Raw genomic sequence first — 25,791 nt, forward strand, 5'->3', positions numbered from 1 at the left:
CAAAACGTGTGAAACGCCCAGTAATTGGGCGTTTCAGCCCCCAAACCCAACCCCTTAATGAAGGAATAATCATGAACAAATCTGAATTGATTGACGCGATTGCCAAAGAATCTGGCTTGACCAAAACGGACGCTGGCAAAGCCTTGGACGCATTTACCAATGTAGTAAAAGAAACTTTGAAATCAGGTGGCGACATCACTTTGGTGGGCTTTGGCTCATTTGTGGTGGCAGAACGCGCTGAACGCCAAGGTTTGAATCCCAAAACCAAAGAAGCGATTACCATTCCTGCCGCGCGTGTCCCCAAATTCAAACCCGGCAAAACTTTGAAAGACGCTTTGTTGCCAGCCGAAGAGCCTGCTAAAAAAGCACCTGCCAAAAAAGCCGCCAAAAAATAATTTTATCCTATTGAGATAAAGCCAAAGCAGCCTGAAAAGATGATTTTTCAGGCTGCTTTTTTGATGATTCATTCAGGCAGCATAACGGTTCAATAAAGTATTCTGCAAACTTTGCATTTCCTCGTTTTCGCCTGCCTGAACGCGCGTGTAATTGCCATCGCCGTCCATTTGCCATGCGTTGAAGGTGTCTTGCAATGCCAGCGTTAAACTTTCTTCAATCACGCGCTGTTTCAATTTGGGCGATTCAATGGGTGTGGCGGTTTCCACGCGGTTGAAGAAATTGCGTCCCATCCAATCTGCGCTGGAAATGAACACATCTTGCTTGCCATCGTTTTCAAAATAATAAACGCGACTGTGTTCCAACAAACGCCCAATAATGGAATAAACGCGAATGTTTTCAGACAGCCCCGCCACCTGCGGACGCAAAGCACACATACCGCGCACAATCAAATCAATCTGCACACCTGCTTGACTGGCGCGATAGAGCGCATCAATCACTTTGGGTTCAATCAGCGCGTTCATTTTGGCGATAATGCGAGCAGGTTTGCCAGCTTGGGCGTGTTCGGTTTCGCGTTCAATGCGCTGCATAATCATGGGGTGCAACAAAAATGGGCTGGAATACAACTTTTTATGCGGATTTTGTTTGCCCATGCCCGTGATTATCATGAACAAGTCGTTCACATCGCGTGTGATGTCGGGGTCGGCAGTAAACAGCCCAAAATCGGTGTAAATGCGCGATGTGCCTTGATGATAATTGCCTGTACCCAAATGCGCGTATTTTTTCAACACGCCATTTTCGCGGCGAATCACCAAAGCCATTTTTGCGTGTACTTTGTAATGCAACACGCCATACACCACATGTGCGCCTGCTTCTTCCAATTTGCCAGCCCAGTTGATGTTGTTGGCTTCGTCAAAACGCGCCATCAATTCCACCACCACGGTAACTTGTTTGCCTGCCAATGCGGCTTTTTCCAGCGCGGCTGCCAAGGCGGAATTTTCGCCTGTGCGGTAAATTGTCATTTTAATGGCAACCACATCGGGGTCGCGCGCGGCATCTTGAATGAATTTGACCACTGGCTCAAACGATTGATAGGGGTGGTGCAACAAAATGTCGCCTTGGGCAATTTCGTTTAAAATTTGTCGGTTTTTTTTGAATTGGGCAGGGTAGCTTGGCAAATAGGGCTTGAATTTCAAATCATTGCGCGAAAGCATATCCGGCACCGACATCAATCGCACCAAATTCACAGGACCTTTGACTTGATAGAGTTCGTTTTCTTGCAAATGAAATTGTTTCAATAAAAATTGGGCGATGTGTTCGGGGCATTTGTCGGTGACTTCTAAACGGACACCGTTGCCAAAATCGCGGTCGCGCAATTCGCTTTTGATGGCGATGCGCAAATTGTTGCGCGTCATGTCGTCTTCATCTACCAGCAGGGAGCTGTCGCGCGTGAGACGGAATTGGTGGCAGCCTTTAATGGTCATGCCTCGGAACAATTTGTAAACGTATTCGTGCAAAATGGACGATAAAAACACAAAACCGTCTGCGCCATTGCACAGGTTTTCAGGCAGCTTAACCACGCGCGGCAGCAAACGGGGGGCTTGCACAATCGCCATATTGGCGGTGCGACCGAATGCGTCTTCGCCTTCCAATTCCACCACAAAATTCAAGGACTTGTTCAATAATCGGGGGAAGGGGTGGGCTGCGTCCAAACCGATGGGGGTCAGCACGGGCAGGAGTTCGCGGTTGAAATATTGTTCAATCCATGCGCGTTGTTCGTTTGTCCATTTGTTGCGGCGATAGAAAAAGATGTTTTCGCGTTCCAATTCAGGCAGCAAAATATCGTTCAATAATTGATATTGCTCTTGAATCAATTTGTGGGCTTCTTCATTGACGGCGGCAATGGTTTCGGCAGGGGTGCTGCCTGAATCGTAAATTAAAGTGGGTAGGCTTTTTTGTTCACGTTTCAATCTTGCCACGCGCACTTCAAAAAATTCATCTAAATTGGACGAAACAATGCACAAAAAGCGCAAACGTTCCAACAAGGGAACGCGCTCATCGGCTGCCTGCGCCAACACGCGGCGATTGAATGCCAATAAACTCAACTCACGACACAATATTTGGTGGAACATGGCGTTTTCCTTTTGCTTAAATTGTGTTTGAAATTATAGCCGAAATTGCGGTTTCAGGCTGGCTGAAAATGTTGCTGGCAATCGCCACAAATGATGTTCAATTTGGGTTTGCCCCACACCGCGTTCAGGCAGCATGGACATTGGTATTTCACACGGTTACTGCGATTTTCAGGGGGCAGGGCGCGTGGCGTCCATTCGCCCACCAAACGATGAGGAGCGGCAGGGTCTAACGATGAAACCCATTCCTGTTTGACTGCCGCATTTTCTTCGCCATTTTCCTTTTCAGGCAGCCTGAAAAAGCGCACCGCCTCCGTTTCATTGTCTGCATATTCATAGGGTTGCGTTGTTGGAGTAGCATACATCGGGCGCATACCCCGTTCCACCGCCAAAGCAGGCGGGCGTTTTAAATCCTTCTCAATATTGAGCAAAAACGTGTGCGTAACCGCCTGCCCAAACGAAGCCGAGTAGGGCGGATACACATCATACCAATGAATGGAAAATTCCGTATCAAGCAAATGCCGAGCCGCTTGCATAAACAAACCGTTTTCCAAAATATAATCACCCATGTGTTCGCCCGTGCGCTTGCCCCCAGGTTTGTGGGTGTCAGACGGCATTAAGCCAATGGATTCCATTTTATCTGCCCATTCCTTATTGTGATAGCCACGCCGTCCAGGTTTACCAAAATGCTGTTGCCACAAATGGCACATTTCATGAACCAGCGTACTGAGCGTATCCAACACAGGCAACACCCCAAAAAATTCAGGATTCAACGCAATTTCATCGGTGTAGCGACCATCTTCCGAAATAAAACGGCGAAAAGAAAAATAGCCCTGCGTTTTCGCTTTGCGTTGCAAAGAAATCAAACAAAACGGCAATTCGCCACCAAACAAACTGCGATTAAAAAAATCATAAGCAAATTGCAAAGCCTGATGAACCTGATTGGTGGGCGCAATTTTGGGATAAGGCAAAGGAGACACGGTTGTTTTTCCTAAAAAAATCATATTTTGGATTGTACAATCCAAAAAACAATTTGGCAAGAAACACCGTCAGGCAGCCTGAAAAAGCCCAAGCCCGTAAAAAAATTTGAGATAAACGTAAGCAAGCGTTAAAATCCGCATTCTGAATAATTAACGATAGCAGAAGTTATGGAATTGATTGGCAAGATTTTACCCGAAGCGCACATTGCCTTGGACATGGCAGTCAGCAGCAAAAAACGCCTGTTTGAACAAGTGGGCGAAATGCTGGAAACCCATGCAGGTTTGGCGCGTGCCGAAGTGTTTGAATGCCTGTTTGCGCGAGAAAAATTGGGCACAACAGGTTTGGGGCATGGTGTCGCCATTCCACATGGGCGCACCACAGGCGAAGGGCAGGTGGTTGCCGCATTTGTGCGAACACAAGAGCCGATAGATTTTGACGCGCCCGACAATCAACCCGTGTCATTGGTGTTCGTGTTGTTGGTGCCAGAAAACGCCATGGGCGAGCATTTGGAAATTTTGTCGCATTTGGCAGAACGCTTTTCCGAAAAAAGCGTACGCGATGCCTTAATGAATTGCAACGATGTCCAAACCGTACGTCAATTACTGATGAATCAAAATTAAACCACCAATCCCATCAATCAACAAAATTGGTGGGATTTTCCACATCAAACAAAGGGTGGGGGAATGATGTTCATCGTCAATATTCAGATATTCAAGTTCCAATAATCTATATTATGTCAAATTATGGATATTAAAATGCGAACTGCGTCCATTTTCGGCTATAATTTCGTGTCAATATTAACCCATGATTTTGATTATGACCGTTACCAGCCAAACCATTGTTGTGCCACAAACCATTGCATTTGATGCGCCCTTTTCTTTGCAAAATGGGCAAACCCTGCCGCGCTTTGATTTGATTGTGGAAACATATGGCACTTTAAATGAAAACAAATCCAATGCCATTTTAATTTGTCATGCTTTATCTGGCACGCACCATGTGGCAGGTCGGCATCATGTGAGCGATAAACACGCTGGCTGGTGGGACAATATGGTCGGTGCTGGCAAACCGATTGATACCAATCGCTTTTTTGTGGTTGGTGTAAACAATTTGGGCGGTTGTGCAGGCAGCACAGGACCTTTGAGTTTGAATCCTGAAACCAATGAACCTTATGGTGCTGATTTTCCTGTTGTTACCGTGCGCGATTGGGTGAAATCGCAAGCCATGTTGGCGGATTATTTTGGCATTGAGACTTGGGCTGCGGTGGTTGGTGGCAGCTTGGGGGGGATGCAGGCTTTGCAATGGACGATTGATTTTCCACAACGGGTGCGCCATGCTTTGGTGATTGCGTCATCGCCGCGTTTGAGTACGCAAAACATTGCTTTTAATGATGTGGCGCGACAGGCAATCATTACCGACCCCGATTTTCACAATGGCAATTATGCGCGTTTCAACACCAAACCCAGACGTGGTTTGCGTATTGCGCGCATGATGGGACACATCACTTATTTGGCAGAACATGGTTTGGGCAAAAAATTCGGTCGTCAGTTGAAACAAAATCAATATCAGTATAATTATGATGTTGATTTTGAAGTGGAAAGTTATTTGCGTTATCAAGGCGATAAGTTTGCCGACCATTTTGACGCAAACACTTATTTGTTGATGACCAAGGCTTTGGATTATTTTGACCCTGCTGCGGAGTTTGGCAATGATTTGCAGGCTGCCTTAAAAAATGTTCAGGCGAAATTTTTTGTGGCAAGTTTCAGCAGCGATTGGCGTTTTGCCCCGTCTCGTTCGCATGAATTGGTTAAGGCATTGATTGGCATGAGAAAGTCGGTGCAATACATTGAAGTGGAATCGCACCATGGGCATGATGCGTTTCTGATGGAAGACGCGCCCTACATCAATGCGGTTCGTGCTTATATGAAGAATATTGTGGTGTGAACACCGCCCTGCTCTTTTCAGGCAGCCTGAAAATGTTGTTTCAGCACAAATCGTAAGGCAAAAAATTGAACTTAAAGGATTTTTTAATGAAAGAAACCTTAATTGGCATAACGGCATTGATTCTGATTCCTTTGGCTTATTTGCTGATGCCATTTGAATGGCGCAGACACAAAGACATTCAGTTGGGCAATCAACTGGTTGCGAAAATTGAATCTTACGAAAAAACGCACAAAAAGCTGCCTGAAAACAACGATGAAGCGGTGTTTAAGGCTTTGGATTTTCGCCATGATAAACAATTTGGTTGGCAACCAAACTATCGCCGTACCGAGCAAGGCTTTGAATTGTCGTATGAAAATGGTTATGCCAAACCTTTTTTGACTTGGAATGCAAAAGACAGACGTTGGTATTTAAAAGATTGAGTAAAAACATGAATTTACGCAATGATTTGCAATTAATTTACGATTGGGTGCCTGCTGGTTCGCACGTTTTGGATTTGGGCTGTGGCAAGGGTGAATTGCTGCACGCGCTGATGAATGAAAAAAACTGTACAGGCTATGGCGTGGAAATTGACGGCAACAGCGTTCAGGCAGCCATTGAGCATGGTGTGAATGTGATACAAGCGGATTTGGAAAAGGGGTTGAGCATTTTTGCCGACCACAGTTTTGATGTGATTGTGTTGAGCCAAACCCTGCAAGCGATGAAAGACACCGAATTGATTTTGCGTGATTTAACGCGCATTGCCAAACAAGCCATTGTGAGTTTTCCCAATTTTGGTTATTGGCGCAACCGTTTGCAAATCGCTTTTGTGGGCAATATGCCTGTGAGCGAACGCATGCCCTATCATTGGTACAACACGCCCAATATCCATTTGTGTACGCTCAAAGATTTTGAATTGCTGTGCGCCAAAAACAAGGTGGCGGTGCTGGAACGCGCAGTAATGACGGGCGATAAACGCATTAAGTATTTGCACAACTGTTTGGGCAGTTTGGCGTTTTATCGGGTGGGATAATCCATGAATTTATTGAAATATTTACAAGAACAAGGCATAGACTCTCGCAAAGGCTGCCAATGGTTGATTCGGCACGATTGTGTTCGCATTAATGGCGAATTGGCAAACGATGAAAAAATGCCGATTGTGCCAGAACAGGTTCACAGCTTGCACATTGACGATGAAGAAGCGGTGGTCATTCCCCTGCCCCATTATTACATTTTGTTGAACAAACCTGCCGATTACGAAACTTCGCACAAACCGCGTGATTATCCCAGCGTGTTCAGTTTGTTTCCCGACCAGTTGCGTGTGGGCAATTTGCAAGCCATTGGGCGTTTGGACGCGGACACCACAGGTGTGTTGTTGCTGACCAACGATGGGCAATTCAACCATCGCATGACTTCGCCCAAACACAAAGTGGCGAAAGTGTATCGCGTTACACTCAAACACGCGGCTGATGAAACTTTGTGTGCTGCCTTGAAAAATGGCGTGTTGTTGCACGATGAAAATGAAACCGTTGTTGCCGAAAATGCCATTTTGCACGACCCACACACGCTGATTTTGACCCTTTGCGAAGGCAAATACCACCAAGTCAAACGCATGGTGGCTGCGGCTGGCAATCGCGTGGCGGCTTTGCACCGCGAACGTTTTGGCGATTGGGATACGCAAGATTTGGCGGCTGGCGAGTGGCGTTTTATTCAACCTTAAAATGAGAAAACGGCTGTTTTCAGGCAGCCTGAAAGTGGAAAATGATGTTAGATTCTGCCAAACCCATAGGGGTATTTGATTCAGGCGTGGGCGGCTTGACCGTGGTTCGTGCCTTGATGGAACGATTGCCACACGAAAACATCGTCTATTTTGGCGACACCGCGCGTGTGCCATATGGTGTCAAATCGCGCAACACGATTGAAGAATTTACCGCTCAAATCGTTGATTTTTTGTTGCAAAATGAAGTGAAGGCTTTGGTCATTGCCTGCAACACCATTGCGGCGGTGGCAGGCAAGCGCGTACAACAAATGGCTGGCAATATGCCCGTATTGAGCGTGATTGAAGCTGGCGCACAAGCCGCATTGCGTACCACACAAAACAACCACATTGGCGTGATTGCCACCAGCACCACGGTAAACAGCAATGCCTATGCCCGCGCCATTCATGCCCACAATGCCGCCACGCGCATTTTGTCGCAAGCCACCCCCCTGCTCGTACCCTTGGTGGAAGAAGGTTGGTTGGACAATGAAATCACGCGCTTAACCGTGCGTGAATACCTGAAACCCATTTTGGCAGACAACATTGACACGCTGATTTTGGGTTGCACCCATTTTCCCCTGCTCAAACCCTTGATTAAACAAGAAGCCCCCAATATTGAACTGGTGGACTCTTCCATTACCACCGCCGAAGCCACCGCTCAATCGTTGGCAGCCGCCAATTTGCTCAACACAAGCGGTCAATCGCCTGATTATCGGTTTTATGTTTCCGATATTCCCTTGCGTTTCCAAACGATAGGCGAACGCTTTTTGGGTCGCAGTTTGGAACAAATTGAGATGATGCGTTTGGGTTAAATTACCATTTTTCAGGCTGCCTGAAAGCGATTTTTGTGAACATTTGAGATGAAAACATGAAAAACATCGTTATTTTGATTTCTGGGCGTGGCAGCAATATGCAATCCATTGTGAATGCGAACATTCCCAATGCCAATATTGTTGCGGTGCTGTCCAACAATCCCGATGCGGCAGGTTTGGCATGGGCAACCGAACGCGGCATTGCCACCGCCGCACTCAATCACAAAGATTTTGCCAGCCGCGAGGCATTTGACCAAGCCATGATGTTGTTGATTGACGCTTACGAACCCGATTTGGTGGTGCTGGCTGGATTCATGCGGATTTTGACCCCCGCATTTTGCCAACATTATGCCGAGCGTTGCATCAATATACACCCTTCCCTGTTGCCCTCTTTTACGGGCTTGCACACCCACCAACGCGCGATTGATGAAGGCTGTCGCGTGGCAGGCTGTACCATTCATTTTGTTACCGAAGTGTTGGACAATGGCGCGATTATCGCCCAAGGCGTTGTGCCGATTTTGGATAATGATACGGCAGATGATGTTGCCGCGCGTGTTTTGGCGGTGGAACATCAATTATTGCCACAAGCGGTGGCGGATTTTGTTTCAGGCAGCCTGAAAATAGTGGGCAAGCGCGTTATCAAACGCCATCAAGCCGATTCATCTGCCCAAATGTTGGCGTAGAAAATTTTACATTGCCACAAATTTGTTTAACAAAAGGGTGTGTTACATTGCGCCCTTGTTCATTCTATCAATCAGGAAAGCATGATGTTGAAACGCATTTTATTGGCAAATTTGGTGGCGGCAGCATGGGCTTTGCCCGCACAAGCGGCAGAAATCCCCCAATCGGCAAACTTAAAATACAGTGGCACAATGGGCATTCCTGCCACCATGACGTTTAACCGCAATGGCGACAACTACAAAGTCGTGGCAAACATCAACGTGCCGCTTTACAAAATCCGTTTTGAAAGCGGCGGCAAAATTGTGGGCAACGACTTAAAACCCAGCTACTACACCGACACGCGCAACGGTAAATTGTATGCCTACACCAAATTTTCGGGCAATCGCGTTACCTATGGCAAGGCAGGCGAAAGCTACACCAAGACCGTTTCAGGCAGCGTGATGGATTTGTTTACCCTGTCGTGGCAGTTGGCTTTTAACGAAGGCAAATTGCCCAGCAATATGCACATTACCAATGGCAAGAAAATTTCCCGTTTAGGCGCATTTGTGCCAACAGGCAGCAAGCAAATGAGCGTGGCGGGCAAAAAAACGGCGGTCAATCAATTTACAGCACACCGTGGCGATGGCAATGTGTTTTACGGATTCGCGCCTGTGTTGAACAATGTGCCAGCGCAAATTGGCTACAACGATGACGATGGCTCAAAATACAATTTAACGCTCAAATCGGCAACCATTAACGGAAAAACGGTTCAGCCTTAAAGCAACAAAATACGGTGTTTGACCCAAGTTTCAGGCTGCCTGAAAATGCATTTCAGGCAGCCTTTTTTGCGTTTACATATACGAATAGTGCATGATGATGGCAATCAACCACGCCGCGCCAATTTTCTTGTTGTCCAAAAAAACTTCCAAACACACTTCACGATGACGCTTTTGAATTTTCAGATAATATTGCCATTGCCAATACACCGAAATCGCCAACATCGCCCAATAACACCACACCGCATTCAACATCAAACCCACTTGCATCATCAAAATGTCAAATAAAGCGTAGCTCAAAATGGCGGCTTCGGCATCGTATCGCCCAAATGTGATGGCAGATGTTTTGATGTTCAATTTCAAATCATCGGGTTTATCGGAAATGGCGTAAATGGTGTCGTAAGCCAAAGTCCAACACACATTGGCGGCAAACAACCACCAAGCCAATGGGGGAATGTCATTTTGCACCGCCATAAATGCCATGGGTATGCCAAATGAAAACGCCACGCCCAAAATCAATTGGGGAATGGGAAACCAACGTTTTGCCAAAGGGTAAATAATCAATGCCAAACACAAGGCTGGAATTGCCATAACCCAAGTTTTCCAACTGAATGGCAACAAACACAATGCCGCCAAAAAACTCAATCCCAAAGTCAAGCGCACCACTTCGCGTTTGCTGACCAAACCCAATGCGGCTGGGCGTGTTTTGGTGCGTTCCACTTTGTCGTCAATGTCGCGGTCTGCCCAATCGTTTGCCACGCAGCCTGCACTTCGCATTAAAAACACGCCTATGGTAAAGGCAATGAGCGTGCTTAACGCAGGTTTGCCATGAGACGCAATCCACACCGCCCACAATGTGGGATACAGCAGCAACAATGTGCCTATGGGTTTATCGGCGCGCATTAATTGCAAATAAATGCGGCTTTTTTGTACCATCATTTGTTGCACATGGGGTTGTTTTAAATACGCCTTTTTGCTGGCTATGGCATTTTGGGCGTGTTGCCATAATCGGGCAATTTTTTTCATGATTGAACTTTCCAAATCAGCATTGTTGGGCGCATTATAAATTCAAAATTTGAACAATGCACCCTTTCAGGCAGCCTTTTTATCAAACGAAAATGTGGCACATTGGCGCAAAAACTGCTTTAATTACCCTTTTGCAAGGCAAAGGTTTGAAACCATGAATCGCCAACCCATTATCCGCTCATTGCTGGACACCGATTTGTACAAATTTACCATGCTGCAAGTGGTGTTGCACCAATTTCCCGAAACGCATGGTGTGTACGAATTTCGTTGCCGCAACGAAACCGCCTATCCCCTTGCCGATATTCAAGCCGAATTTGAACGTGAATTGGACGCTTTGTGCCAGTTGCGTTTTCAGGCAGACGAGTTGGCTTATTTGCGCGGATTGCGTTTTATCAAAACCGATTTTGTGGATTATTTGGAACTGTTTCAACTCAAACGCCGTTTTGTTCAAGTGTGGGGCGATGAAAAAGGCAGGCTGAATATTCGCATTGAAGGCCCCATGATTCAAGCCATGTTTTTTGAGATTTATGTGTTGGCGATTGTGAACGAGCTGTATTTCCGCCGTTTGGAAACCCCAGCCGTTTTGCAAGAGGGCGAACGCCGATTGCAAGAAAAATGCCAATTTATCAAAAAGCTGGCAATGCGCCAACACCCCGATGACCCACCGTTTTTGGTGTCGGATTTTGGCACGCGCCGCCGCTACAATCGCCAATGGCACGAATATGTGGTGCAAAGTTTACAGGCAGCCGCGCCCGATGTGTTTCGTGGCACAAGCAATGTTTATTTGGCGAAAAAATTGGGCATCACGCCCATTGGCACGATGGCTCACGAATTTTTGCAAGCATTTCAAGGCTTGGGGGTGCGTTTGCGCGATTTCCAAAAAGCGGCTTTGCAATCTTGGGTAGATGAATACCGTGGCGATTTGGGCATTGCGCTGACCGATGTGGTGGGCATGGACGCATTTTTGCGCGATTTTGATTTGTATTTTGCCAAATTGTTTGACGGCTTGCGCCACGATAGCGGCGACCCCTACATTTGGGGCGACAAAGCCTATGCCCATTATCAAAAATTGAAAATTGACAGCCGCACCAAAATGCTCACGTTTTCCGATGGCTTGGATTTGGAAAAGGCGTGGGATTTGCACCAATATTTTAAAGGGCGATTCAAAACCAGCTTTGGCATAGGCACCAATTTAACCAACGATATGGGGCAGGAAACTTTGCACATTGTGTTGAAATTGGTGGAATGCAATGGGCAATCGGTTGCCAAAATTTCCGATACGCAAGGCAAAACCATGACCACCAACAACACGTTTTTGGCGTATTTGCGTCAGGTTTTTCAAATTGAATAATGGTCTTTCAGGCAGCCTGAAAACACAAAAGCTGCCTGATTTTTCTGATAAAACATCTTTCTTTTCAACTTCATTTCAGGCAGCAAACCATGTCCGTTTACACCAAAGTCAGCGATGATGAAATGCGCGATTTGCTCACGCATTATGCCATTGGCGAATTTCAATCTCTGCAAGGCATTGCCCAAGGCATTACCAACAGCAATTTCTTTTTGCATACCAGCACAGGCACTTACGTTTTAACCGTGTTTGAAGCCCTACACGAACACGAATTGCCCTTTTATTTGCAGTTGAAACAACATTTGAGTGAAAACGGTGTGGCTTGCCCTGCCCCCATCGCGCAAAAATCGGGCAAATTGCACACCCAAGTGGCAGGCAAACCCGCTTGCATTGTCAGCAAATTAACAGGGCGCGACACCGCATTCCCCACCGAACAACAATGTTTTGCCGTGGGCGAAATGTTGGCAAAAATGCACCTTGCCAGCTTATCGTTTGCCCAAACCATGCCCAATCCGCGCCACACCGAATGGTGGACGCAAAGCTGCCTGAAATTGCTGCCACATTTGGCAGACGATGACGCGCAATTATTGCAAAATGAAATCGCATTTTTGGCGCAAAACCCCGATGACACTTTACCAAGCGGCATCATTCACGCCGATTTGTTTAAAGACAATGTGTTGCTGGACGGCGAAAAAGTGGCGGGTTTTATTGATTTTTATTATGCATGTCAAGGCAGCTTTGTGTACGACATTGCCATTGCGGTAAACGATTGGGCGCGGCACGCCAATCACACTTTGGACGGCAATTTACAAGCGGCTTTTATGCGCGGTTATCAGAGTGTGCGTCCGCTCACGGTGGCGGAACGTGATTATTTGCCCATTGCCCATCGTGCAGGGTGTGTGCGTTTTTGGGTGTCGCGTTTGTTGGACTACCATTTTCCTGCCGAAGGCGAATTGACCTTCATTAAAGACCCCAATGCCTTTCGCGATTTATTGCTGACTTTCCGCTAATGGGGTAAACCAAATTAAAAAAGGCAGCCTGAATGTGTTTTTCAGGCTGCCTTTTTCGCGTTTACACGATTTTGAATACAAAGAAAATCAAAGTTTGCACCACAAACAACGGCACCAAAATCCCAAACGACCACAGCAAATAAGCAAAAAAGCTGGGCATGGCAACTTTGCGTTGTTCGGCAATGGCTTTAACCATAAAATTGGGTGCGTTGCCGATGTAGCTCAATGCCCCCATAAACACCGAACCCATTGAAATGGCAAGCAAAGTGTGAAACAACGGCTCAACCATCAAAGCAGACGCATCGCCCCCTGCCATATTGAAAAACACCAAATAAGTGGGCGCATTGTCCAAAAATGCCGACAACAATCCCGTTACCCAAAAATACATGGTGTTGATGGGCGTGCCGTTGGCATCGTGTACCCACGCGATAAGCGATGCAAATGCGCCTTGGCTGCCTGCCTGTAAAATCGCCAACACGGGCGAAATGGTAATGAATATGCCCAAAAACAATTTGCCCACTTCGGCAATCGGTTCCCAGTTGAATTCGTTGCCTGCGCGTATCGGCTTGGCGGTGATTTTTAAAGACAACACGGTCAAAATCAACAAAATGCCATCGCGCACCGCATTTTGCAACAAATAGGGTGTGCCAAACACGTCAAATCCCGCATGATTCGGTTTCCACATGCCCGACAACAACACCGCGCCAATGACACCAGCCAATAATGCAAAATTCCATTTGCCCATGATTTTGAGTTTTTCGGGGGCATCGGGGCTGGGGTCGCGTGGCAAAATTTCGTCAGGCTGCTTGAAATAGTGGCTGTCCAGCAAATAAAACAGCACCAGCAACACCACGCTGCTGAACAACACGGGCAACATCATGTTTTTGACCGTCCACATGAAATCCACGCCCTTTAAAAAGCCCAAAAACAAGGGGGGGTCGCCCAATGGGGTTAAGCCACCACCAATGTTTGCCACCAAAAAGATGAAAAACACCACCACATGCACATTGTGTTTGCGGTTGTCGTTGGCTTTAAGCAGGGGGCGTATCAACAACATGGCTGCCCCTGTTGTCCCCATAATGGACGAGAGCAAAGTGCCAATCGCCAAAATGCCTGTATTCAGTTTGGCTGAACCGTGCAAATTGCCCCACACCAAAATCCCCCCTGAAATGGTGTACAAAGCCAACAGCAATAAAATAAAGGGAATGTATTCGCCCACCAAAGCGTGTGCGATTAAATGCACGCTTTCGCCCCAACCAAAGGCAAATGTGAATGGCAATAAAAACAAGACCGTCCACAAAGCGGTGATTTTGCCATAGTGATGATGCCAAGTATGGGCAAAAAACAAAGGTCCTGTGGCAATAGACAATAAGATAAGCGCAAAAGGCAAACCCCACCACAAACTCAATTCTGCCCCATTAAAAGCGGCAGCGTGGGATAAACTGGGAAAAGCACAAAGTGCTACAAGAAAGGCGGCTTTAAAGCGCATTATGTTTCCTTTTTGTTGAGTGGTTAATGAACCAGACAAACAAGTCGCCTGAATATGATGACTAAATATAATCAAAAACACGCGCCTTGTCTATGAAACTTGCGCGTGTTGATGGTGGGTTCATTTGCCTTCTTTACAAAAAAAGATATGCCCAAACTTTGCGCCCTTCGCTGTGCAAAAGCATGAGTGTGCGGCAAGCTGCGGCGGTGTTCATGCACTCTACGCTTGCGCCTTGTGCGCTCAGTTCTGCCCTGATTTCGGCGGCGAGAAAGTGCTGTTGTTTGCCTGTACCCAGCAAAATCAGGTTTGCGCCTGCACCGATGGCTGCCTGAAAATCGTGGCTGTGCCAATCTTGCCATGGTTTTTCAGGCAGCGTTTGCACGGTGTCGTTGCCAAACACGATGGGCTGCCTGAATATCTGTTCGCCAAATTGAAAATGGTCGCCATAATATGTGGGGGTGTGGGTGGTGTGTTCTTCAAAATTCATGTTTTTCCCTTTAAAAAATGGTTTCAGGCAGGCTTTTTCGGTATAGTAGCGGCTTTCACAAATTAACCCAAGTTTACAAAATGAACCCCAACTCATTCAATTTGTGGCAGACCATACGCGATGAAGTCGCCCAATCTGCCCACCAAGAACCCATGCTTGCCAGCTTTTTGCATTTAACCGTGTTGCGCCACAACAGTTTGGCGCGTGTGTTGGCATTTCATTTGTCCAGCAAATTGTCCAACAGCGTGATGGATTCGCGGTCTTTGTACGAAGTGTTCGCCGAAGCCTTAACTGCCGATGAATCGTTGGAAAAAGCGGTGCAAGCCGACATTATGGCTTATTACAACCGCGACCCTGCTTGCGACCAATATTGTTTGCCCTTGTTGTATTTTAAGGGTTTTCATGCGATTCAAGCGCACCGCATCAACCATTGGCTGTGGCAACAGGGGCGCACCACCTTATCGTATTTTTTGCAAAATCGCGTGTCGGAAGTGTTTGGTGTGGACATTCACCCTGCGGCAAAATTCGGCTGCGGCATCATGATAGACCACGGCACAGGCGTGGTCATTGGCGAAACCGCCGTGTTGGGCAATGACATTTCCATTTTGCATGGCGTAACGCTGGGCGGTTCGGGCAAAGAATCCGGCGACCGCCACCCAAAAATCGGCAATGGTGTGATGATAGGGGCAAATGCGTCCATTTTGGGCAACATTCGCATTGGGGCAAACGCCAAAATCGGTGCAGGCAGCGTGGTGGTGCGCGACATTCCCCCGTGCAGCACGGCAGTGGGCGTGCCTGCCAAAGTGGTGGGCGTGTCGGCACAAAGCAAACCTGCCGATGAAATGAAACAGGATTTCAGCGAATGCGATGATTTTAATTTTGTGATTTGAGTTTCAGGCTGCCTGAAAATACGCGACAAAAATTCGTGTTTCAAAAAACATTTCAGGCTGCCTGAAACCCTATTTGATGTTGCCCAACTGTTCTTGGCGTTGTAATTCGCGCAAAGTGGCGGCGGCAGTGGGGTGTCCATGACGCACCGCCATGCCATACCAATATTTGGCTTGAAACAGATTGCGTTGCACACCCGTGCCAGTGGCATAACGTGCTGCCAAATTGTTTTGCGCGTCAGCATGACCTTGTTTTGCCGCCAATTCATACCATTTGGCAGCCTGAACCAAATCCGCTTTTGTGCCTTTACCTTGCGCGTAAAACAAACCCACGCTGAATTGCGCGTCTGCCACACCCTGCTGGGCGGCTTTTTTGTACCAATGCAAAGCCTGTTTCAAATCCTGTTTCACGCCCATGCCGTCTTCATACATCACGCCCAAATTGTTTTGCGCGGTGGCATCGCCCCTGTTTGCCAAAGGGCGCAACAATTTCAAAGCGGTGGCGTAATCCTGCTTGTTGGCGGCAGCAGCAGCTTGGGCATAAATCGCCTGATTTGGCGCAGAGGGCGCAGCCAAAACCGTTTGCCAAGCGCACATCATTGCACACGCCAATAAATATTTTTTCATATTTCAATCCGTTTATTTAAAGAATGATTTTTCAGGCTGCCCAGTTTCAAGCCGATTTTACCAAAGCCGATAAAACAATCAGCAACAAAATCAAGCCAAGCCCCACCAAAATGGTGATGCCCATCGGTATGCCCCAACCTTTTTTCTGATATTGTCCGCGCAATTCTTTTTTGATGTAGGCAGCCTGCTTTTTCGCCAGCGCAAAATACCAGACAATCAACAACACGAAATTCAAAAAACTAAATACAGGACTGAACACCATCGCACACAAAATCAAACAAAAACCTATGCCAGCCACAATCCAATTAGACTGCGCCAAATCATCTTCGCCCAATTCCGACCAATTCAAAGCATGAATCACCGCACCAAACACCACATTAAACACAATGCACCAATTTACCGCCGCATTCGGATTCCACAATTCAGGCACATCAGCGCGTGGATAAACATATTGCTGGGCAAGCGTTTGGTGTTTGACCACTTTTCGGCTCGAACCCACCTGTTTTTTCGCAAAATTGCCACCGTTTTGTGCCACAGGCACACGAAATTGAGCAAAATAATCGGGATAGGTTTCGCGCAATTTCATGTCATAACGCGCCCGCACCGAATCCACCAACAGCCATTCGTACACCGCTTTAATCGTGCGTTCGTTCAAGCTCGTTTCCATTTCTTGCAGCGCAAGGCGAATTTCACTTTCGCTGGCATAGGGCGACAAATGCAAAACTTTGTATAAATTAATCATCGGTTTCCTTTATGTTGATTTCAGGCAGCCTGACACCGCCCCCTCACTTCATTTGAATGGACACGCGCACACTTTGACTGATTTCCGCTTCGCCAGCCTGTTGCTCATCAATGGGCATACGGCTATCGACAGACATGCTCATCGCCACCATGGGCGCAACAGGCAAATCATAAGACGATTTGGCAAAACGTTGATTTTGTTCAAAACTGTCGTTCAATTCCACTTTAACAAACGTGTAGCCCGAAAAGCCCAATTTTTTGCTAATGAAATCCGCACGTTGCTTAATCGCGTTGAGTGCCTGTTCGCTGGCTTGCTCCACCGCCTTAATCCGTTTTTCGGGCGACACGCTGAAATACACACCACGCAACATTGCCTCTTGCTCACTGTCCGCAATGATTTGGCTCATTGCCTCAAAATCCGTGCTTTTGATGTTCAGCGACACCGTATCTTGCCAATGCGTGATTTGGTTTTTGCTGTTGCGTTGCGGATAAACATTGCGGCTGCCCTGCTCCACTTTTACCTGACTGTATTTTTTCAATTTATTTTGCAAAGCGTTCAATTTGCGCGTGGCATTTTGCGTGGCGGTTAAGCGGTTGGCGTGTTGCTCCTGCACCACCAAAGTCATGTGCATGGTGTCGTTGGCAACCGACACATTCGCACGTTCTTGAAATTCCAAAATATTGTAATGCAAGGCATTTTCAGCATAAGCCGACAAGCTGACCATAACCAAAGCCACACTCAAAAACCATTTTTTCATGTTTTTACTCCCACAAATTAAAATTGAAACAGTTTAAAAAAGCCGAATTATAAAAGATTTGCTTGTTTTCAGGCAGCCAAAATGATTTGGCGATGCCATTTCCCTTTTAGAACCCATGTTTACAAGATTGATGACTTCATTTAAGATGATGAACACAGGTTCTTACGCCTCCAACTTCATTTTGAAAGCAAACATCATGTTTTTTGACAAAATTCAAGCCGCCCCTGCCGACCCCATTTTGGGCTTGGGCGAAGCATTCAAAGCCGAAACCCGCCCCGAAAAAGTGAACTTGGGCATTGGCATTTACAAAAATGCACAGGGCGAAACGCCCATTCCCCGTGCCGTCAAAGCCGCAGAAACGCGCTTGCTGGCAGAAGAAAAAACCAAAAACTACCTGACCATTGACGGCGTGGCAGCCTACAATGCCGCCACCCAAGCCATGTTGTTTGGCGAAAACCACGAAATCATCGCCAACCAACGCGCCAAAACCGCACAAAGTTTGGGTGGCACAGGCGCATTGCGCATTGCCGCCGAATTTGCCAAACGCCAAGTTCAAGCCCAAACCGTGTGGATTTCCAACCCCACTTGGCCCAACCACAATGCCATTTTTCAGGCAGTGGGCATGGAAGTACGCGATTATCGCTACTACGACAAAAACACCCACAGCTTGGATTGGGACGGCTTAATTGCCGATTTATCACAAGCCAAACAAGGCGATGTGGTGTTGTTGCACGGCTGCTGCCACAACCCAACAGGCATAGACCCCACCCCCGAACAATGGGACATTTTGGCAAACATGGCAGCAGAAAAAGGCTGGCTGCCCCTGTTTGACTTTGCCTATCAAGGCTTTGCCAACGGTTTGGAAGAAGACGCTTACGGCTTACGCGCCTTTGCCAAACTGAACCGCGAATTGCTGATTGCCAGCTCCTACTCCAAAAACTTCGGTTTGTACAACGAGCGCGTGGGCGCATTCACATTGGTTGCCGACAATGCCGAAATTGCCAATCGCGCATTCAGCCAAGCCAAATCGATTATCCGCACGATTTATTCCAACCCCGCATCACACGGCGCAAGCACCGTTGCACTGGTGCTGCAAGACCCTGATTTAAAAGCACAATGGACTGACGAATTGGACGAAATGCGCGAACGCATCAAAACCATGCGCCAAAAATTTGTGGACACGCTCAAAGAATGTGGTGCAACACAAGATTTTGATTTTATTGTGAAACAAAATGGTATGTTCTCATTCAGTGGCTTAACCGCCGAGCAAGTAGACAGATTGCGTGATGAATTTGCCATTTATGCGGTGCGCTCGGGTCGCATTAACGTGGCAGGCATGACCGATGACAATATTCGCTATTTGTGTGAAAGCATTGTTAAAGTACTGTAATTCATAAAAATAATGGGGTGGATTGCTTATCCACCCCTTTGTTTTTTAACGAAAATCCTGATTACATTTCAGCCAAATTTTCTGCCAAAATCGCTGCCAAATCTGCCAAATCCATACCGCGTAAATTTGCCAACTCTTGTGCAATTTGCGCCAACAAAACGGGGGTGGCTTGATTGCTGCCACGCCAAAATGGGCTGTCGGTTTCAATCAGCAAATGTTCAATCGGCAAAAATTGGGCGGCGGCGCGGGTTTTTTTGGCATTGGGATTGAGCAACAAAGTGCCTATGCCAATTTTGAATCCCATTTGAATCAATATTTTGGCTTGTTCAAGGCTGCCTGAAAAGGCATGGGCAATGCCACCGCATTTAAAACGTTTTTGCTTGATGATTTGTGTGAAAGTGTCCAAAGATTTCACGTTGTGGGCAATAATGGGGCGCGAATATTGTTTTGCCAAATCAAGCTGTTGCTGAAAAACCGCCATTTGCGGTTCACGCAACTCTGTGTGATGAAAATCCAAGCCAATTTCGCCCACCCACAAGCTCGGATTATCGTGCAAATGTTGCGCCAAATCTGCATGGCTTTGTGGCGAATAAGTCTCACAAAACCAAGGGTGTACGCCCAAAGCCAGCGCGTGAATTTCAGGCTGCGTTTGCCATGCCAACAGGGTTTGCCAATCGTTTGGCGTGATGGCGGGTACGATAAATTGTGCCACGCCTTGTTCTGCCGCTTGCGCCACGATTTCAGGCAGCCTGCAACGCAAAATCGGTTCTGCCAAATGGCAATGTGTGTCGGTGAATACGGGTTTTTTCATCAAAAATTTGCCCAAAAAATTGCCAGCTCAAAATGAACTGGCAATGGGGTTGACATCATTGGCATTTTACACATGGAAACTTTCGCCACAACCGCAACTTTCTTTCACATTGGGGTTGTCAAATTTAAAGCCTTCTTGTAAGCCTTCTTTGGTGTAATCCACGCGCGTGCCGTCTAGGTAAACGTGGGATTTGGGGTCTATGAAAATTTTCACGCCCAATTCTTCAAACACCAAGTCATCGGCTTGAATGTCGTCCACAAATTCCATGGTGTACGCCATGCCCGAGCAGCCGCTTGTTTTTACACCCAAGCGAATGCCTTCGCCTTTACCGCGTTTGGCGAGAAAATTGCTGATGTGATTTGCCGCGTTTTGGGTAATGGTAATCATGATTTTTCCTTTGATTTGACCGATTTAAATCGCTTTCAGGCTGCCTGAGAGGTTTTTTCAGGCAGCCTGAAAAATTACGCTGCTTGTTTTTGGCGATAATCTTCAATCGCGGCTTTAACCGCGTCTTCTGCCAACAAAGAGCAATGCACTTTTACAGGTGGCAATTCCAATTCGGCAGCGATGTCGCTGTTTTTAATTGCCAAGGCTTCGTCCAAGCTTTTGCCTTTAACCATTTCGGTAATTAAGCTGGAAGAGGCGATTGCTGAACCGCAGCCGTAGGTTTTGAATTTCGCGTCTTCAATGATGCCTTGCGCGTTCACTTTGATTTGCAATTTCATCACGTCGCCGCAAGCGGGCGCACCCACCATGCCTGTACCTACGTCTTGGTCGTCTTTGTTGAACGAGCCTACGTTGCGTGGGTTTTCGTAGTGGTCAATCACTTTATCGCTGTATGCCATGATTTAAGTTCCTTGTGTGTTGTTAATAAAGGGGTTTTGTTGAAAATGTTGTTTTTAGTTACTGATTTCCCAATTTTGTTATCAATTTTGGATTGTTACGTAAAGCTTTTACTGTTTCTAATTGTACTTCTAACTGCATTTTTTGCATTTCTGCATTAGGAGGTAATTTGGTTAAAATCATTTGTTGAACCACTTCTGTTAAGGGTTCGCCTATTGCTTTTTTGAAATTAAAGCCTAAAAGTTGAAAAATGGTTAAAGTTTCTTTTGATACTAATGGAGCAAGTATACTCATGGCATTCATCAATTCTTGATTATTACCACTAGCTTGAATAAATTCTTGTAATTTTGGTATAAAGCTTTCTGTAATATAATTTAATTCAGCTTCACTTATTTTTTGAGCTGATAATTCTTGTTGATATGCTTGTGCAATTTGAGTTAATTCATTCTTATCAGAAATTAGTTCTTGAATGATTTCTTCTAATTCATTAATTCTCTCTTTATCATCTTCTTTGGTTTTAATTAGTTTGATTTTCGTTGCAACTGCACTAGCCGTATTTTTTGCTAATGCCTCAGCCAATCTGATACCTAAATCAATCAATTGTTGTTCCATTTTTCTTACGCCTTAATTAAATTAATAAATTATTTTTCAGGCTGCCTGCTGAAACCGCCATTTCACCCCTTTCAAGCAGCCTGAAAACTCAAATTAAAATGGAATTAGTGTTCCACCCACTCCACTTTGCTCAAATCAATGCCGTCTTTAAACATTTCCCACAAAGGCGACAAATCGCGCAATTTGCCGATTTTGGCTTTAATCAATTCAGCCGCGTAAGCCACTTCTTCTTCTGTGGTCATGCGACCGAAGGTTACGCGCAAAGAGCTGTGCGCCAATTCGTCATTGCGACCCAAAGCACGCAAAACGTAGCTTGGCTCCAAGCTGGCGGAAGTACAAGCCGAACCGCTTGATACCGCGATTTCTTTTACCGCCATAATCAGGCTTTCGCCCTCAACGTAGTTAAAGCTCACGTTCAAATTGGTGGCAACGCGGTTCGCCATATCGCCATTGATGTACACTTCTTCAATGCCTTCAATGCCTTTCAAGAAAATTTCGCGCAATTTCAAGGCGTGGGCAATGTCTTGTTCCAATTCTTCACGCGCAATGCGGAAGGCTTCGCCCATGCCGACAATTTGGTGCGTGGGCAAAGTGCCAGAGCGGAAACCGCGTTCATGACCGCCACCGTGCATTTGCGCTTCCAAGCGAACGCGCGGTTTGCGGCGAACGTACAATGCGCCAATGCCTTTGGGTCCATAGATTTTGTGGGCAGACATGGACAACAAATCCACTTGCGCGGCTTCCACATCAACAGGCGTTTTGCCACAGGCTTGGGCGGCATCAACGTGGAAAATGATTTTGTTTTCGCGGCAGAACGCACCAATGGCTGGAATGTCTTGAATCACGCCAATTTCGTTATTGACCCACATCACGGAAATCAAAATGGTGTCGGGGCGAACGGCTGCTTTCAACACGTCCAAATCAATCAAGCCGTTTTCTTGCACGTCCAAATAGGTTACTTCAAAGCCTTGACGCTCCAATTCGCGCATGGTGTCCAAAGTGGCTTTGTGTTCGGTTTTCACGGTAATCAGGTGTTTGCCTTTGGTTTTGTAAAATTGCGCTGCGCCTTTGATTGCCAAGTTGTTGGATTCGGTTGCGCCGCTTGTCCACACGATTTCTTTGGGGTCGGCGTTAATCAATTTGGCAACTTCGTTACGCGCGTTTTCTACTGCTTCTTCGGCTGTCCAGCCAAATGGGTGTCCGTTGGACGCGGGGTTGCCAAAGTGTTCGGTCAAATAGGGAATCATTTTGTCCAACACGCGTTTATCAACGGGGGTGGTCGCTGCGTAATCCAAATAGATGGGGGTTTTGATGGTCATGGTCTCTGTCCTTGAAGTGGTGTTTTTATCAAAAAAGTAATGAAAAAGGGGCTTTCAGGCTGCCTGAAACGGTTTTTTTTTACACATGAATGTGCGTGAATTTCACAACTTGGCTGTGTGGCTCGGGCGGCATTTCTGCCAAAAGGCTTGCCAAGGTTACGCCACTTAAATAATCGTAAATGGCATAGTTCAAATTTTCCCACAAATGGTGCGTGAGACACGGTGCGCCACTTTGACAATTTGCTTTGCCTTTGCAAACGGTGGCATCAAGTTGGTCTTCGGCTGCTTCAATGATTTGGGCGATGTTGATTTCATCAAGCGGTTTGCCCAAAATGTAGCCGCCACCAGGTCCGCGTATGCTTTCCACCAAACCTGCACGGCGCAACTTGCTAAACAGTTGTTCCAAATAGGAAAGGGAGATGTTTTGTCGCTCGCTGATGGCGTTGAGTTTCACGGCATGATGATTGGCATTCATTGCCAAATCCAGCATGGCGGTAACGGCAAAACGACCTTTGGTGGTAAGACGCATATTGAGGCTGCTCCATTTTTGTGTGGCGCGAATTGTGCAATACCCCAGTATTTTAGTCAAGTTTAATTGTTCAATAATCCAAATAGATAAACGCTAAATCCGTTTCAGGCAGCCTGAAAATCATGCCACGCCATATTGGGCGCGATAGGCTTTCATCGGCTCAATAAATTGTGTCAAGTCCGCGCTTTGGTTTTGTTCCAATAAGGCAAACAAATCCAACAAATTGGCAATCGCCACCACGGGCAAACCGTATTGTTGTTGCACTTCTTGCACGGCAGAAAGTTCGCCTGTGCCTTTTTCCATGCGGTCAAGCGCAATGGCTACGGCGGCTGGTGTCGCGCCTGCTTGCTCAATCAACTTCACGCTTTCGCGCACCGAAGTGCCAGCCGAAATCACATCATCAATAATCAACACGCGACCTTGCAAGGGCGCACCGACCAACACACCGCCTTCGCCATGGTCTTTGGCTTCTTTGCGGTTGTAGGCAAACGGCACGTTCACGCCTTGTTCTGCCAACATCATGGCGGTGGCGGCAGCCAAAATGATGCCTTTGTAGGCAGGTCCAAAGAGCATATCAAATTGCACTTTGCTTTCCAAAATCGCTTGGGCGTAGAAACGCGCCAATTTGAGCGTGGACGCGCCATCGTTAAACAAACCCGCATTGAAAAAATAGGGCGATTGGCGACCTGCTTTGGTGGTAAATTCGCCGAATTTCAGCACATTTTGTTGCAAGGCGAAATTCAGGAAATCTTGACGGAAGTTGCTCATGTTGTTTTCCTTGTTTTTTGGGGGAATGGGGTTTCAGGCTGCCTGAAAATTATTTTGGCTTGTATTGCGCCATAATTTCTTGTGCTTGGCTTTCCAATTCAGGGAATAAAGTTTGTTTACTGATACCAAAAGATTTCAGTTCTTTCATAATTTGTTTTTTATTTTTAATGATGATTTGTTGCTTATTCACTTTGCGTAACCATTCATCAGGCACATTGGCTGGATTAACTTTTTTACCATTAATACCAAATAATAAAAATAAACCTTGTTGACGTGAAATGCGAGCATTATTTAATTTGGCACGAACAGGAATAACCCTACCAAAATCGGTATATTCGATTTTAGGTGCAAAGTTGGGTTTATCTTGTCTGATTGTATTTAATAAGGGAAATATCATTGGGTGTTCATTAAAAGCATTAATCTTATTTTCATTAATAAATTTTTTGTTATATGTATTTATTTTTTTTATAAATTCATCTGCTGTTTTTATGTTAAGAATGCGGTTTAATTCTGTTGAGTTTTGTTCATACTCTTTTTCTAGAAATTGAGCGAATTCTTGAGTAAGTTTGAGAAATTTTAAGTTTTCCATTATCGAGTTAAGGTCTGAATCTTCTTGGCATTTACATAAATCAAAAAAATTTACCTTTTGTAAACTTATTGCTGACAAAACTGCGACTGTATCACTGTCATCATATTTAATTTGTTCATCAGGAATATCCAAAATAATCAACTCCCCATCTTCTGCTTCTTGTGATAAGGCAGCAAAATACAAAGCAACCAAAGCATTTGATGTTAAATCAAGCAATCGCGTTGTATAACCATAATGTTGTAATTTAACCAGTTTTTCAAAAAGTGTATCATTAGGCGAAAAATCATCGGGACAATTCACGATGGCATCGCGTATGATTTTATCTTCATTTTTAATCAAGTAGCTTTGGCGATAAATACTCGGCAGCATCAAATAACTGGATTTGGAATGTCCACGAAAAAAGCGCGTTTTACCGTGTTCGGCTTCGCCCAATCTATCTAAAATATCCAGTAAATCTTTTACGCTGTGAATTTCATTTGCTGGTTTTGTCATTTTATTTCTCCATTAAATTCAAGATTATTTTTCAGGCTGCCTGAAAATTATTTCACAAAATCACGTTTGTATTTTTGATGATTGACAATATTGGCTTTGGCATCGCGCTCGTCCCAAATTTGCAATTCCCACGGATAGCAGAAATTGCTGCTGTTTTTAAAATAAACGTGTACGCCAATATAGCCGTCCACATCGCGCAAATACCAGTTTTTTAAGCTGTATTCGTTTTTCCAGTTGTCCAAATGCGCCATGATTTCCGCCACGCTTTCAGACGGCAAAATCACACGCGCCCCGAAAATGTCGTTCAAAATATTGTTCACGGGATAATGGTTTTCACGCTGCAAATAGCGGTGGATTTTATCGTGTATGCTTTCGGCGGTTTTCACGCGATAGAAAAAATCAATGTTGCGCGTATTGGCAAATGCCAAATAATCGTTAATGGCTTCGTGCAAATTCAGGCGGTATGACAAAATGTGTTCAATCGGCACTTTGGGCAATGTGTGGCTCAAATTGATTTTCGCCACTTTGCCTGTTTCAAAATAATCTTGTGAATACTGAAAATGTATCTGATTGATTTCTTTGATTAAACGCTCGGTTTTTTGAATGTGTGTTTCCATGTTTTTTCTTTGATTTAAAGC

The 25,791-nt window shown here is 45.9% G+C and carries 30 protein-coding genes; 13 read left to right on the forward strand and 17 right to left on the reverse strand.

Annotation, left to right across the window (positions count from 1 at the left end; all coding sequences use genetic code 11):
• The first annotated feature begins 71 nt into the window (after window positions 1-71).
• A complete protein-coding gene (locus H3L97_RS08635) occupies window positions 72-395 on the forward strand; it encodes an HU family DNA-binding protein (RefSeq protein ID WP_097113165.1) in 324 nt (107 codons plus the stop codon).
• Between the two features lie 72 nt (window positions 396-467).
• On the opposite strand, the gene ppk1 is transcribed toward H3L97_RS08635, so the two are convergent.
• Together ppk1 and H3L97_RS11830 are read right to left on the reverse strand one after the other, a co-directional pair.
• Window positions 468-2,525: a polyphosphate kinase 1 gene (gene ppk1 / locus H3L97_RS08640; protein ID WP_097113166.1), complete on the reverse strand. Its 2,058-nt coding sequence runs from the start codon at window positions 2,523-2,525 to the stop codon at window positions 468-470.
• Window positions 2,526-2,578: 53 nt separating this feature from the next.
• Entirely contained in the window at window positions 2,579-3,502 is a 924-nt protein-coding gene (locus H3L97_RS11830) for a SprT-like domain-containing protein (protein WP_224446366.1), read from the reverse strand.
• 168 nt (window positions 3,503-3,670) lie between these two features.
• On the opposite strand from H3L97_RS11830, the gene ptsN reads away from it, so the two are divergent.
• The 8 genes from ptsN to H3L97_RS08685 all read left to right on the forward strand — a co-directional run bounded on the left by ptsN (window position 3,671) and on the right by H3L97_RS08685 (window position 9,430).
• Window positions 3,671-4,123, forward strand: a complete 453-nt coding sequence (ptsN, locus tag H3L97_RS08650) for a PTS IIA-like nitrogen regulatory protein PtsN (RefSeq protein ID WP_097113167.1) — start codon at window positions 3,671-3,673, stop codon at window positions 4,121-4,123.
• Between the two features lie 196 nt (window positions 4,124-4,319).
• A complete protein-coding gene (metX, locus tag H3L97_RS08655) occupies window positions 4,320-5,444 on the forward strand; it encodes a homoserine O-succinyltransferase MetX (RefSeq protein WP_097113168.1) in 1,125 nt (374 codons plus the stop codon).
• A gap of 86 nt (window positions 5,445-5,530) precedes the next feature.
• The gene (locus H3L97_RS08660; protein ID WP_097113169.1) at window positions 5,531-5,863 is read left to right on the forward strand and encodes a hypothetical protein; all 333 of its coding nucleotides are present in this window, start codon (window positions 5,531-5,533) and stop codon (window positions 5,861-5,863) included.
• A gap of 8 nt (window positions 5,864-5,871) precedes the next feature.
• Window positions 5,872-6,453, forward strand: coding sequence for a methionine biosynthesis protein MetW (gene metW / locus H3L97_RS08665; RefSeq protein ID WP_097113170.1), 582 nt, complete (start codon window positions 5,872-5,874; stop codon window positions 6,451-6,453).
• A 3-nt stretch (window positions 6,454-6,456) separates the two neighbouring features.
• A complete protein-coding gene (locus tag H3L97_RS08670) occupies window positions 6,457-7,140 on the forward strand; it encodes a 16S rRNA pseudouridine(516) synthase (RefSeq protein WP_097113171.1) in 684 nt (227 codons plus the stop codon).
• A gap of 41 nt (window positions 7,141-7,181) precedes the next feature.
• Complete coding sequence (gene murI, locus H3L97_RS08675) at window positions 7,182-7,991, forward strand: glutamate racemase (protein ID WP_371271204.1); 810 nt, start codon at window positions 7,182-7,184, stop codon at window positions 7,989-7,991.
• A gap of 56 nt (window positions 7,992-8,047) precedes the next feature.
• The gene (gene purN / locus H3L97_RS08680; RefSeq protein WP_097113173.1) at window positions 8,048-8,674 is read left to right on the forward strand and encodes a phosphoribosylglycinamide formyltransferase; all 627 of its coding nucleotides are present in this window, start codon (window positions 8,048-8,050) and stop codon (window positions 8,672-8,674) included.
• Window positions 8,675-8,755: 81 nt separating this feature from the next.
• Window positions 8,756-9,430, forward strand: a complete 675-nt coding sequence (locus H3L97_RS08685; protein WP_097113174.1) for a DUF3108 domain-containing protein — start codon at window positions 8,756-8,758, stop codon at window positions 9,428-9,430.
• A 72-nt stretch (window positions 9,431-9,502) separates the two neighbouring features.
• Here the strand turns inward: H3L97_RS08685 and ubiA are convergent, their stop codons facing one another.
• Entirely contained in the window at window positions 9,503-10,366 is an 864-nt protein-coding gene (gene ubiA, locus H3L97_RS08690; protein WP_097113279.1) for a 4-hydroxybenzoate octaprenyltransferase, read from the reverse strand.
• A gap of 241 nt (window positions 10,367-10,607) precedes the next feature.
• Between ubiA and pncB the strand changes: the two genes are divergently transcribed.
• Together pncB and thrB are read left to right on the forward strand one after the other, a co-directional pair.
• Entirely contained in the window at window positions 10,608-11,804 is a 1,197-nt protein-coding gene (pncB, locus tag H3L97_RS08695; protein ID WP_097113175.1) for a nicotinate phosphoribosyltransferase, read from the forward strand.
• Window positions 11,805-11,893: 89 nt separating this feature from the next.
• Entirely contained in the window at window positions 11,894-12,811 is a 918-nt protein-coding gene (gene thrB, locus H3L97_RS08700; RefSeq protein ID WP_097113176.1) for a homoserine kinase, read from the forward strand.
• A 61-nt stretch (window positions 12,812-12,872) separates the two neighbouring features.
• Here the strand turns inward: thrB and H3L97_RS08705 are convergent, their stop codons facing one another.
• Both H3L97_RS08705 and H3L97_RS08710 read right to left on the reverse strand, forming a co-directional pair.
• Window positions 12,873-14,300: a sodium:proton antiporter gene (locus H3L97_RS08705; RefSeq protein ID WP_097113177.1), complete on the reverse strand. Its 1,428-nt coding sequence runs from the start codon at window positions 14,298-14,300 to the stop codon at window positions 12,873-12,875.
• 133 nt (window positions 14,301-14,433) lie between these two features.
• Entirely contained in the window at window positions 14,434-14,787 is a 354-nt protein-coding gene (locus tag H3L97_RS08710) for an Mth938-like domain-containing protein (protein ID WP_097113178.1), read from the reverse strand.
• Window positions 14,788-14,867: 80 nt separating this feature from the next.
• On the opposite strand from H3L97_RS08710, the gene cysE reads away from it, so the two are divergent.
• A complete protein-coding gene (cysE, locus tag H3L97_RS08715; RefSeq protein WP_097113179.1) occupies window positions 14,868-15,677 on the forward strand; it encodes a serine O-acetyltransferase in 810 nt (269 codons plus the stop codon).
• Window positions 15,678-15,746: 69 nt separating this feature from the next.
• Here the strand turns inward: cysE and H3L97_RS08720 are convergent, their stop codons facing one another.
• From H3L97_RS08720 to H3L97_RS08730, 3 genes are read right to left on the reverse strand one after another with little or no spacing between them, the layout of a single operon-like run.
• Window positions 15,747-16,301 (reverse strand): tetratricopeptide repeat protein, encoded by a 555-nt coding sequence (locus tag H3L97_RS08720; protein ID WP_097113180.1) that lies wholly within the window; start codon window positions 16,299-16,301, stop codon window positions 15,747-15,749.
• A gap of 46 nt (window positions 16,302-16,347) precedes the next feature.
• Window positions 16,348-17,043: a hypothetical protein gene (locus H3L97_RS08725; RefSeq protein ID WP_097113181.1), complete on the reverse strand. Its 696-nt coding sequence runs from the start codon at window positions 17,041-17,043 to the stop codon at window positions 16,348-16,350.
• A gap of 43 nt (window positions 17,044-17,086) precedes the next feature.
• Window positions 17,087-17,800: an SIMPL domain-containing protein gene (locus H3L97_RS08730; RefSeq protein ID WP_097113182.1), complete on the reverse strand. Its 714-nt coding sequence runs from the start codon at window positions 17,798-17,800 to the stop codon at window positions 17,087-17,089.
• A 196-nt stretch (window positions 17,801-17,996) separates the two neighbouring features.
• On the opposite strand from H3L97_RS08730, the gene H3L97_RS08735 reads away from it, so the two are divergent.
• Window positions 17,997-19,190 carry an amino acid aminotransferase gene (locus H3L97_RS08735; RefSeq protein WP_097113280.1) on the forward strand — a complete coding sequence of 398 codons (1,194 nt, stop codon included), beginning with the start codon at window positions 17,997-17,999 and terminating at the stop codon, window positions 19,188-19,190.
• Window positions 19,191-19,251: 61 nt separating this feature from the next.
• Here the strand turns inward: H3L97_RS08735 and H3L97_RS08740 are convergent, their stop codons facing one another.
• The 9 genes from H3L97_RS08740 to H3L97_RS08780 form a co-directional block, all read right to left on the reverse strand.
• The gene (locus H3L97_RS08740) at window positions 19,252-20,001 is read right to left on the reverse strand and encodes a TatD family hydrolase (RefSeq protein WP_097113281.1); all 750 of its coding nucleotides are present in this window, start codon (window positions 19,999-20,001) and stop codon (window positions 19,252-19,254) included.
• Between the two features lie 66 nt (window positions 20,002-20,067).
• Window positions 20,068-20,388: an iron-sulfur cluster assembly protein IscA gene (iscA, locus tag H3L97_RS08745; RefSeq protein WP_097113183.1), complete on the reverse strand. Its 321-nt coding sequence runs from the start codon at window positions 20,386-20,388 to the stop codon at window positions 20,068-20,070.
• A 74-nt stretch (window positions 20,389-20,462) separates the two neighbouring features.
• Window positions 20,463-20,846, reverse strand: coding sequence for a Fe-S cluster assembly scaffold IscU (gene iscU / locus H3L97_RS08750; protein ID WP_097113184.1), 384 nt, complete (start codon window positions 20,844-20,846; stop codon window positions 20,463-20,465).
• A gap of 58 nt (window positions 20,847-20,904) precedes the next feature.
• A complete protein-coding gene (locus tag H3L97_RS08755) occupies window positions 20,905-21,456 on the reverse strand; it encodes a hypothetical protein (RefSeq protein ID WP_097113185.1) in 552 nt (183 codons plus the stop codon).
• 104 nt (window positions 21,457-21,560) lie between these two features.
• Window positions 21,561-22,775 (reverse strand): IscS subfamily cysteine desulfurase, encoded by a 1,215-nt coding sequence (locus H3L97_RS08760; RefSeq protein ID WP_097113186.1) that lies wholly within the window; start codon window positions 22,773-22,775, stop codon window positions 21,561-21,563.
• A 79-nt stretch (window positions 22,776-22,854) separates the two neighbouring features.
• Window positions 22,855-23,304, reverse strand: coding sequence for a Fe-S cluster assembly transcriptional regulator IscR (gene iscR, locus H3L97_RS08765; protein ID WP_097113187.1), 450 nt, complete (start codon window positions 23,302-23,304; stop codon window positions 22,855-22,857).
• A 120-nt stretch (window positions 23,305-23,424) separates the two neighbouring features.
• Window positions 23,425-24,072, reverse strand: coding sequence for an orotate phosphoribosyltransferase (pyrE, locus tag H3L97_RS08770; protein WP_097113188.1), 648 nt, complete (start codon window positions 24,070-24,072; stop codon window positions 23,425-23,427).
• A 49-nt stretch (window positions 24,073-24,121) separates the two neighbouring features.
• Window positions 24,122-25,153: an FRG domain-containing protein gene (locus H3L97_RS08775; RefSeq protein ID WP_097113189.1), complete on the reverse strand. Its 1,032-nt coding sequence runs from the start codon at window positions 25,151-25,153 to the stop codon at window positions 24,122-24,124.
• Between the two features lie 47 nt (window positions 25,154-25,200).
• Entirely contained in the window at window positions 25,201-25,770 is a 570-nt protein-coding gene (locus H3L97_RS08780) for a nucleotidyltransferase family protein (RefSeq protein WP_097113190.1), read from the reverse strand.
• Window positions 25,771-25,791: the final 21 nt, after the last annotated feature.

Source organism: Alysiella filiformis (genome assembly GCF_014054525.1).
GTDB lineage: Bacteria > Pseudomonadota > Gammaproteobacteria > Burkholderiales > Neisseriaceae > Simonsiella > Simonsiella filiformis.

Bases quoted from the DNA above. Each gene is read 5' to 3' on its own strand.
- H3L97_RS08635 (WP_097113165.1), top strand. From the start codon at position 72: ATGAACAAATCTGAATTGATTGACGCGATTGCCAAAGAATCTGGCTTG.
- ppk1 (WP_097113166.1), bottom strand. From the start codon at position 2,525: ATGTTCCACCAAATATTGTGTCGTGAGTTGAGTTTATTGGCATTCAAT.
- ptsN (WP_097113167.1), top strand. From the start codon at position 3,671: ATGGAATTGATTGGCAAGATTTTACCCGAAGCGCACATTGCCTTGGAC.
- metX (WP_097113168.1), top strand. From the start codon at position 4,320: ATGACCGTTACCAGCCAAACCATTGTTGTGCCACAAACCATTGCATTT.
- H3L97_RS08660 (WP_097113169.1), top strand. From the start codon at position 5,531: ATGAAAGAAACCTTAATTGGCATAACGGCATTGATTCTGATTCCTTTG.
- metW (WP_097113170.1), top strand. From the start codon at position 5,872: ATGAATTTACGCAATGATTTGCAATTAATTTACGATTGGGTGCCTGCT.
- H3L97_RS08670 (WP_097113171.1), top strand. From the start codon at position 6,457: ATGAATTTATTGAAATATTTACAAGAACAAGGCATAGACTCTCGCAAA.
- murI (WP_371271204.1), top strand. From the start codon at position 7,182: ATGATGTTAGATTCTGCCAAACCCATAGGGGTATTTGATTCAGGCGTG.
- purN (WP_097113173.1), top strand. From the start codon at position 8,048: ATGAAAAACATCGTTATTTTGATTTCTGGGCGTGGCAGCAATATGCAA.
- H3L97_RS08685 (WP_097113174.1), top strand. From the start codon at position 8,756: ATGATGTTGAAACGCATTTTATTGGCAAATTTGGTGGCGGCAGCATGG.
- ubiA (WP_097113279.1), bottom strand. From the start codon at position 10,366: ATGATGGTACAAAAAAGCCGCATTTATTTGCAATTAATGCGCGCCGAT.
- pncB (WP_097113175.1), top strand. From the start codon at position 10,608: ATGAATCGCCAACCCATTATCCGCTCATTGCTGGACACCGATTTGTAC.
- thrB (WP_097113176.1), top strand. From the start codon at position 11,894: ATGTCCGTTTACACCAAAGTCAGCGATGATGAAATGCGCGATTTGCTC.
- H3L97_RS08705 (WP_097113177.1), bottom strand. From the start codon at position 14,300: ATGCGCTTTAAAGCCGCCTTTCTTGTAGCACTTTGTGCTTTTCCCAGT.
- H3L97_RS08710 (WP_097113178.1), bottom strand. From the start codon at position 14,787: ATGAATTTTGAAGAACACACCACCCACACCCCCACATATTATGGCGAC.
- cysE (WP_097113179.1), top strand. From the start codon at position 14,868: ATGAACCCCAACTCATTCAATTTGTGGCAGACCATACGCGATGAAGTC.
- H3L97_RS08720 (WP_097113180.1), bottom strand. From the start codon at position 16,301: ATGAAAAAATATTTATTGGCGTGTGCAATGATGTGCGCTTGGCAAACG.
- H3L97_RS08725 (WP_097113181.1), bottom strand. From the start codon at position 17,043: ATGATTAATTTATACAAAGTTTTGCATTTGTCGCCCTATGCCAGCGAA.
- H3L97_RS08730 (WP_097113182.1), bottom strand. From the start codon at position 17,800: ATGAAAAAATGGTTTTTGAGTGTGGCTTTGGTTATGGTCAGCTTGTCG.
- H3L97_RS08735 (WP_097113280.1), top strand. From the start codon at position 17,997: ATGTTTTTTGACAAAATTCAAGCCGCCCCTGCCGACCCCATTTTGGGC.
- H3L97_RS08740 (WP_097113281.1), bottom strand. From the start codon at position 20,001: ATGAAAAAACCCGTATTCACCGACACACATTGCCATTTGGCAGAACCG.
- iscA (WP_097113183.1), bottom strand. From the start codon at position 20,388: ATGATTACCATTACCCAAAACGCGGCAAATCACATCAGCAATTTTCTC.
- iscU (WP_097113184.1), bottom strand. From the start codon at position 20,846: ATGGCATACAGCGATAAAGTGATTGACCACTACGAAAACCCACGCAAC.
- H3L97_RS08755 (WP_097113185.1), bottom strand. From the start codon at position 21,456: ATGGAACAACAATTGATTGATTTAGGTATCAGATTGGCTGAGGCATTA.
- H3L97_RS08760 (WP_097113186.1), bottom strand. From the start codon at position 22,775: ATGACCATCAAAACCCCCATCTATTTGGATTACGCAGCGACCACCCCC.
- iscR (WP_097113187.1), bottom strand. From the start codon at position 23,304: ATGCGTCTTACCACCAAAGGTCGTTTTGCCGTTACCGCCATGCTGGAT.
- pyrE (WP_097113188.1), bottom strand. From the start codon at position 24,072: ATGAGCAACTTCCGTCAAGATTTCCTGAATTTCGCCTTGCAACAAAAT.
- H3L97_RS08775 (WP_097113189.1), bottom strand. From the start codon at position 25,153: ATGACAAAACCAGCAAATGAAATTCACAGCGTAAAAGATTTACTGGAT.
- H3L97_RS08780 (WP_097113190.1), bottom strand. From the start codon at position 25,770: ATGGAAACACACATTCAAAAAACCGAGCGTTTAATCAAAGAAATCAAT.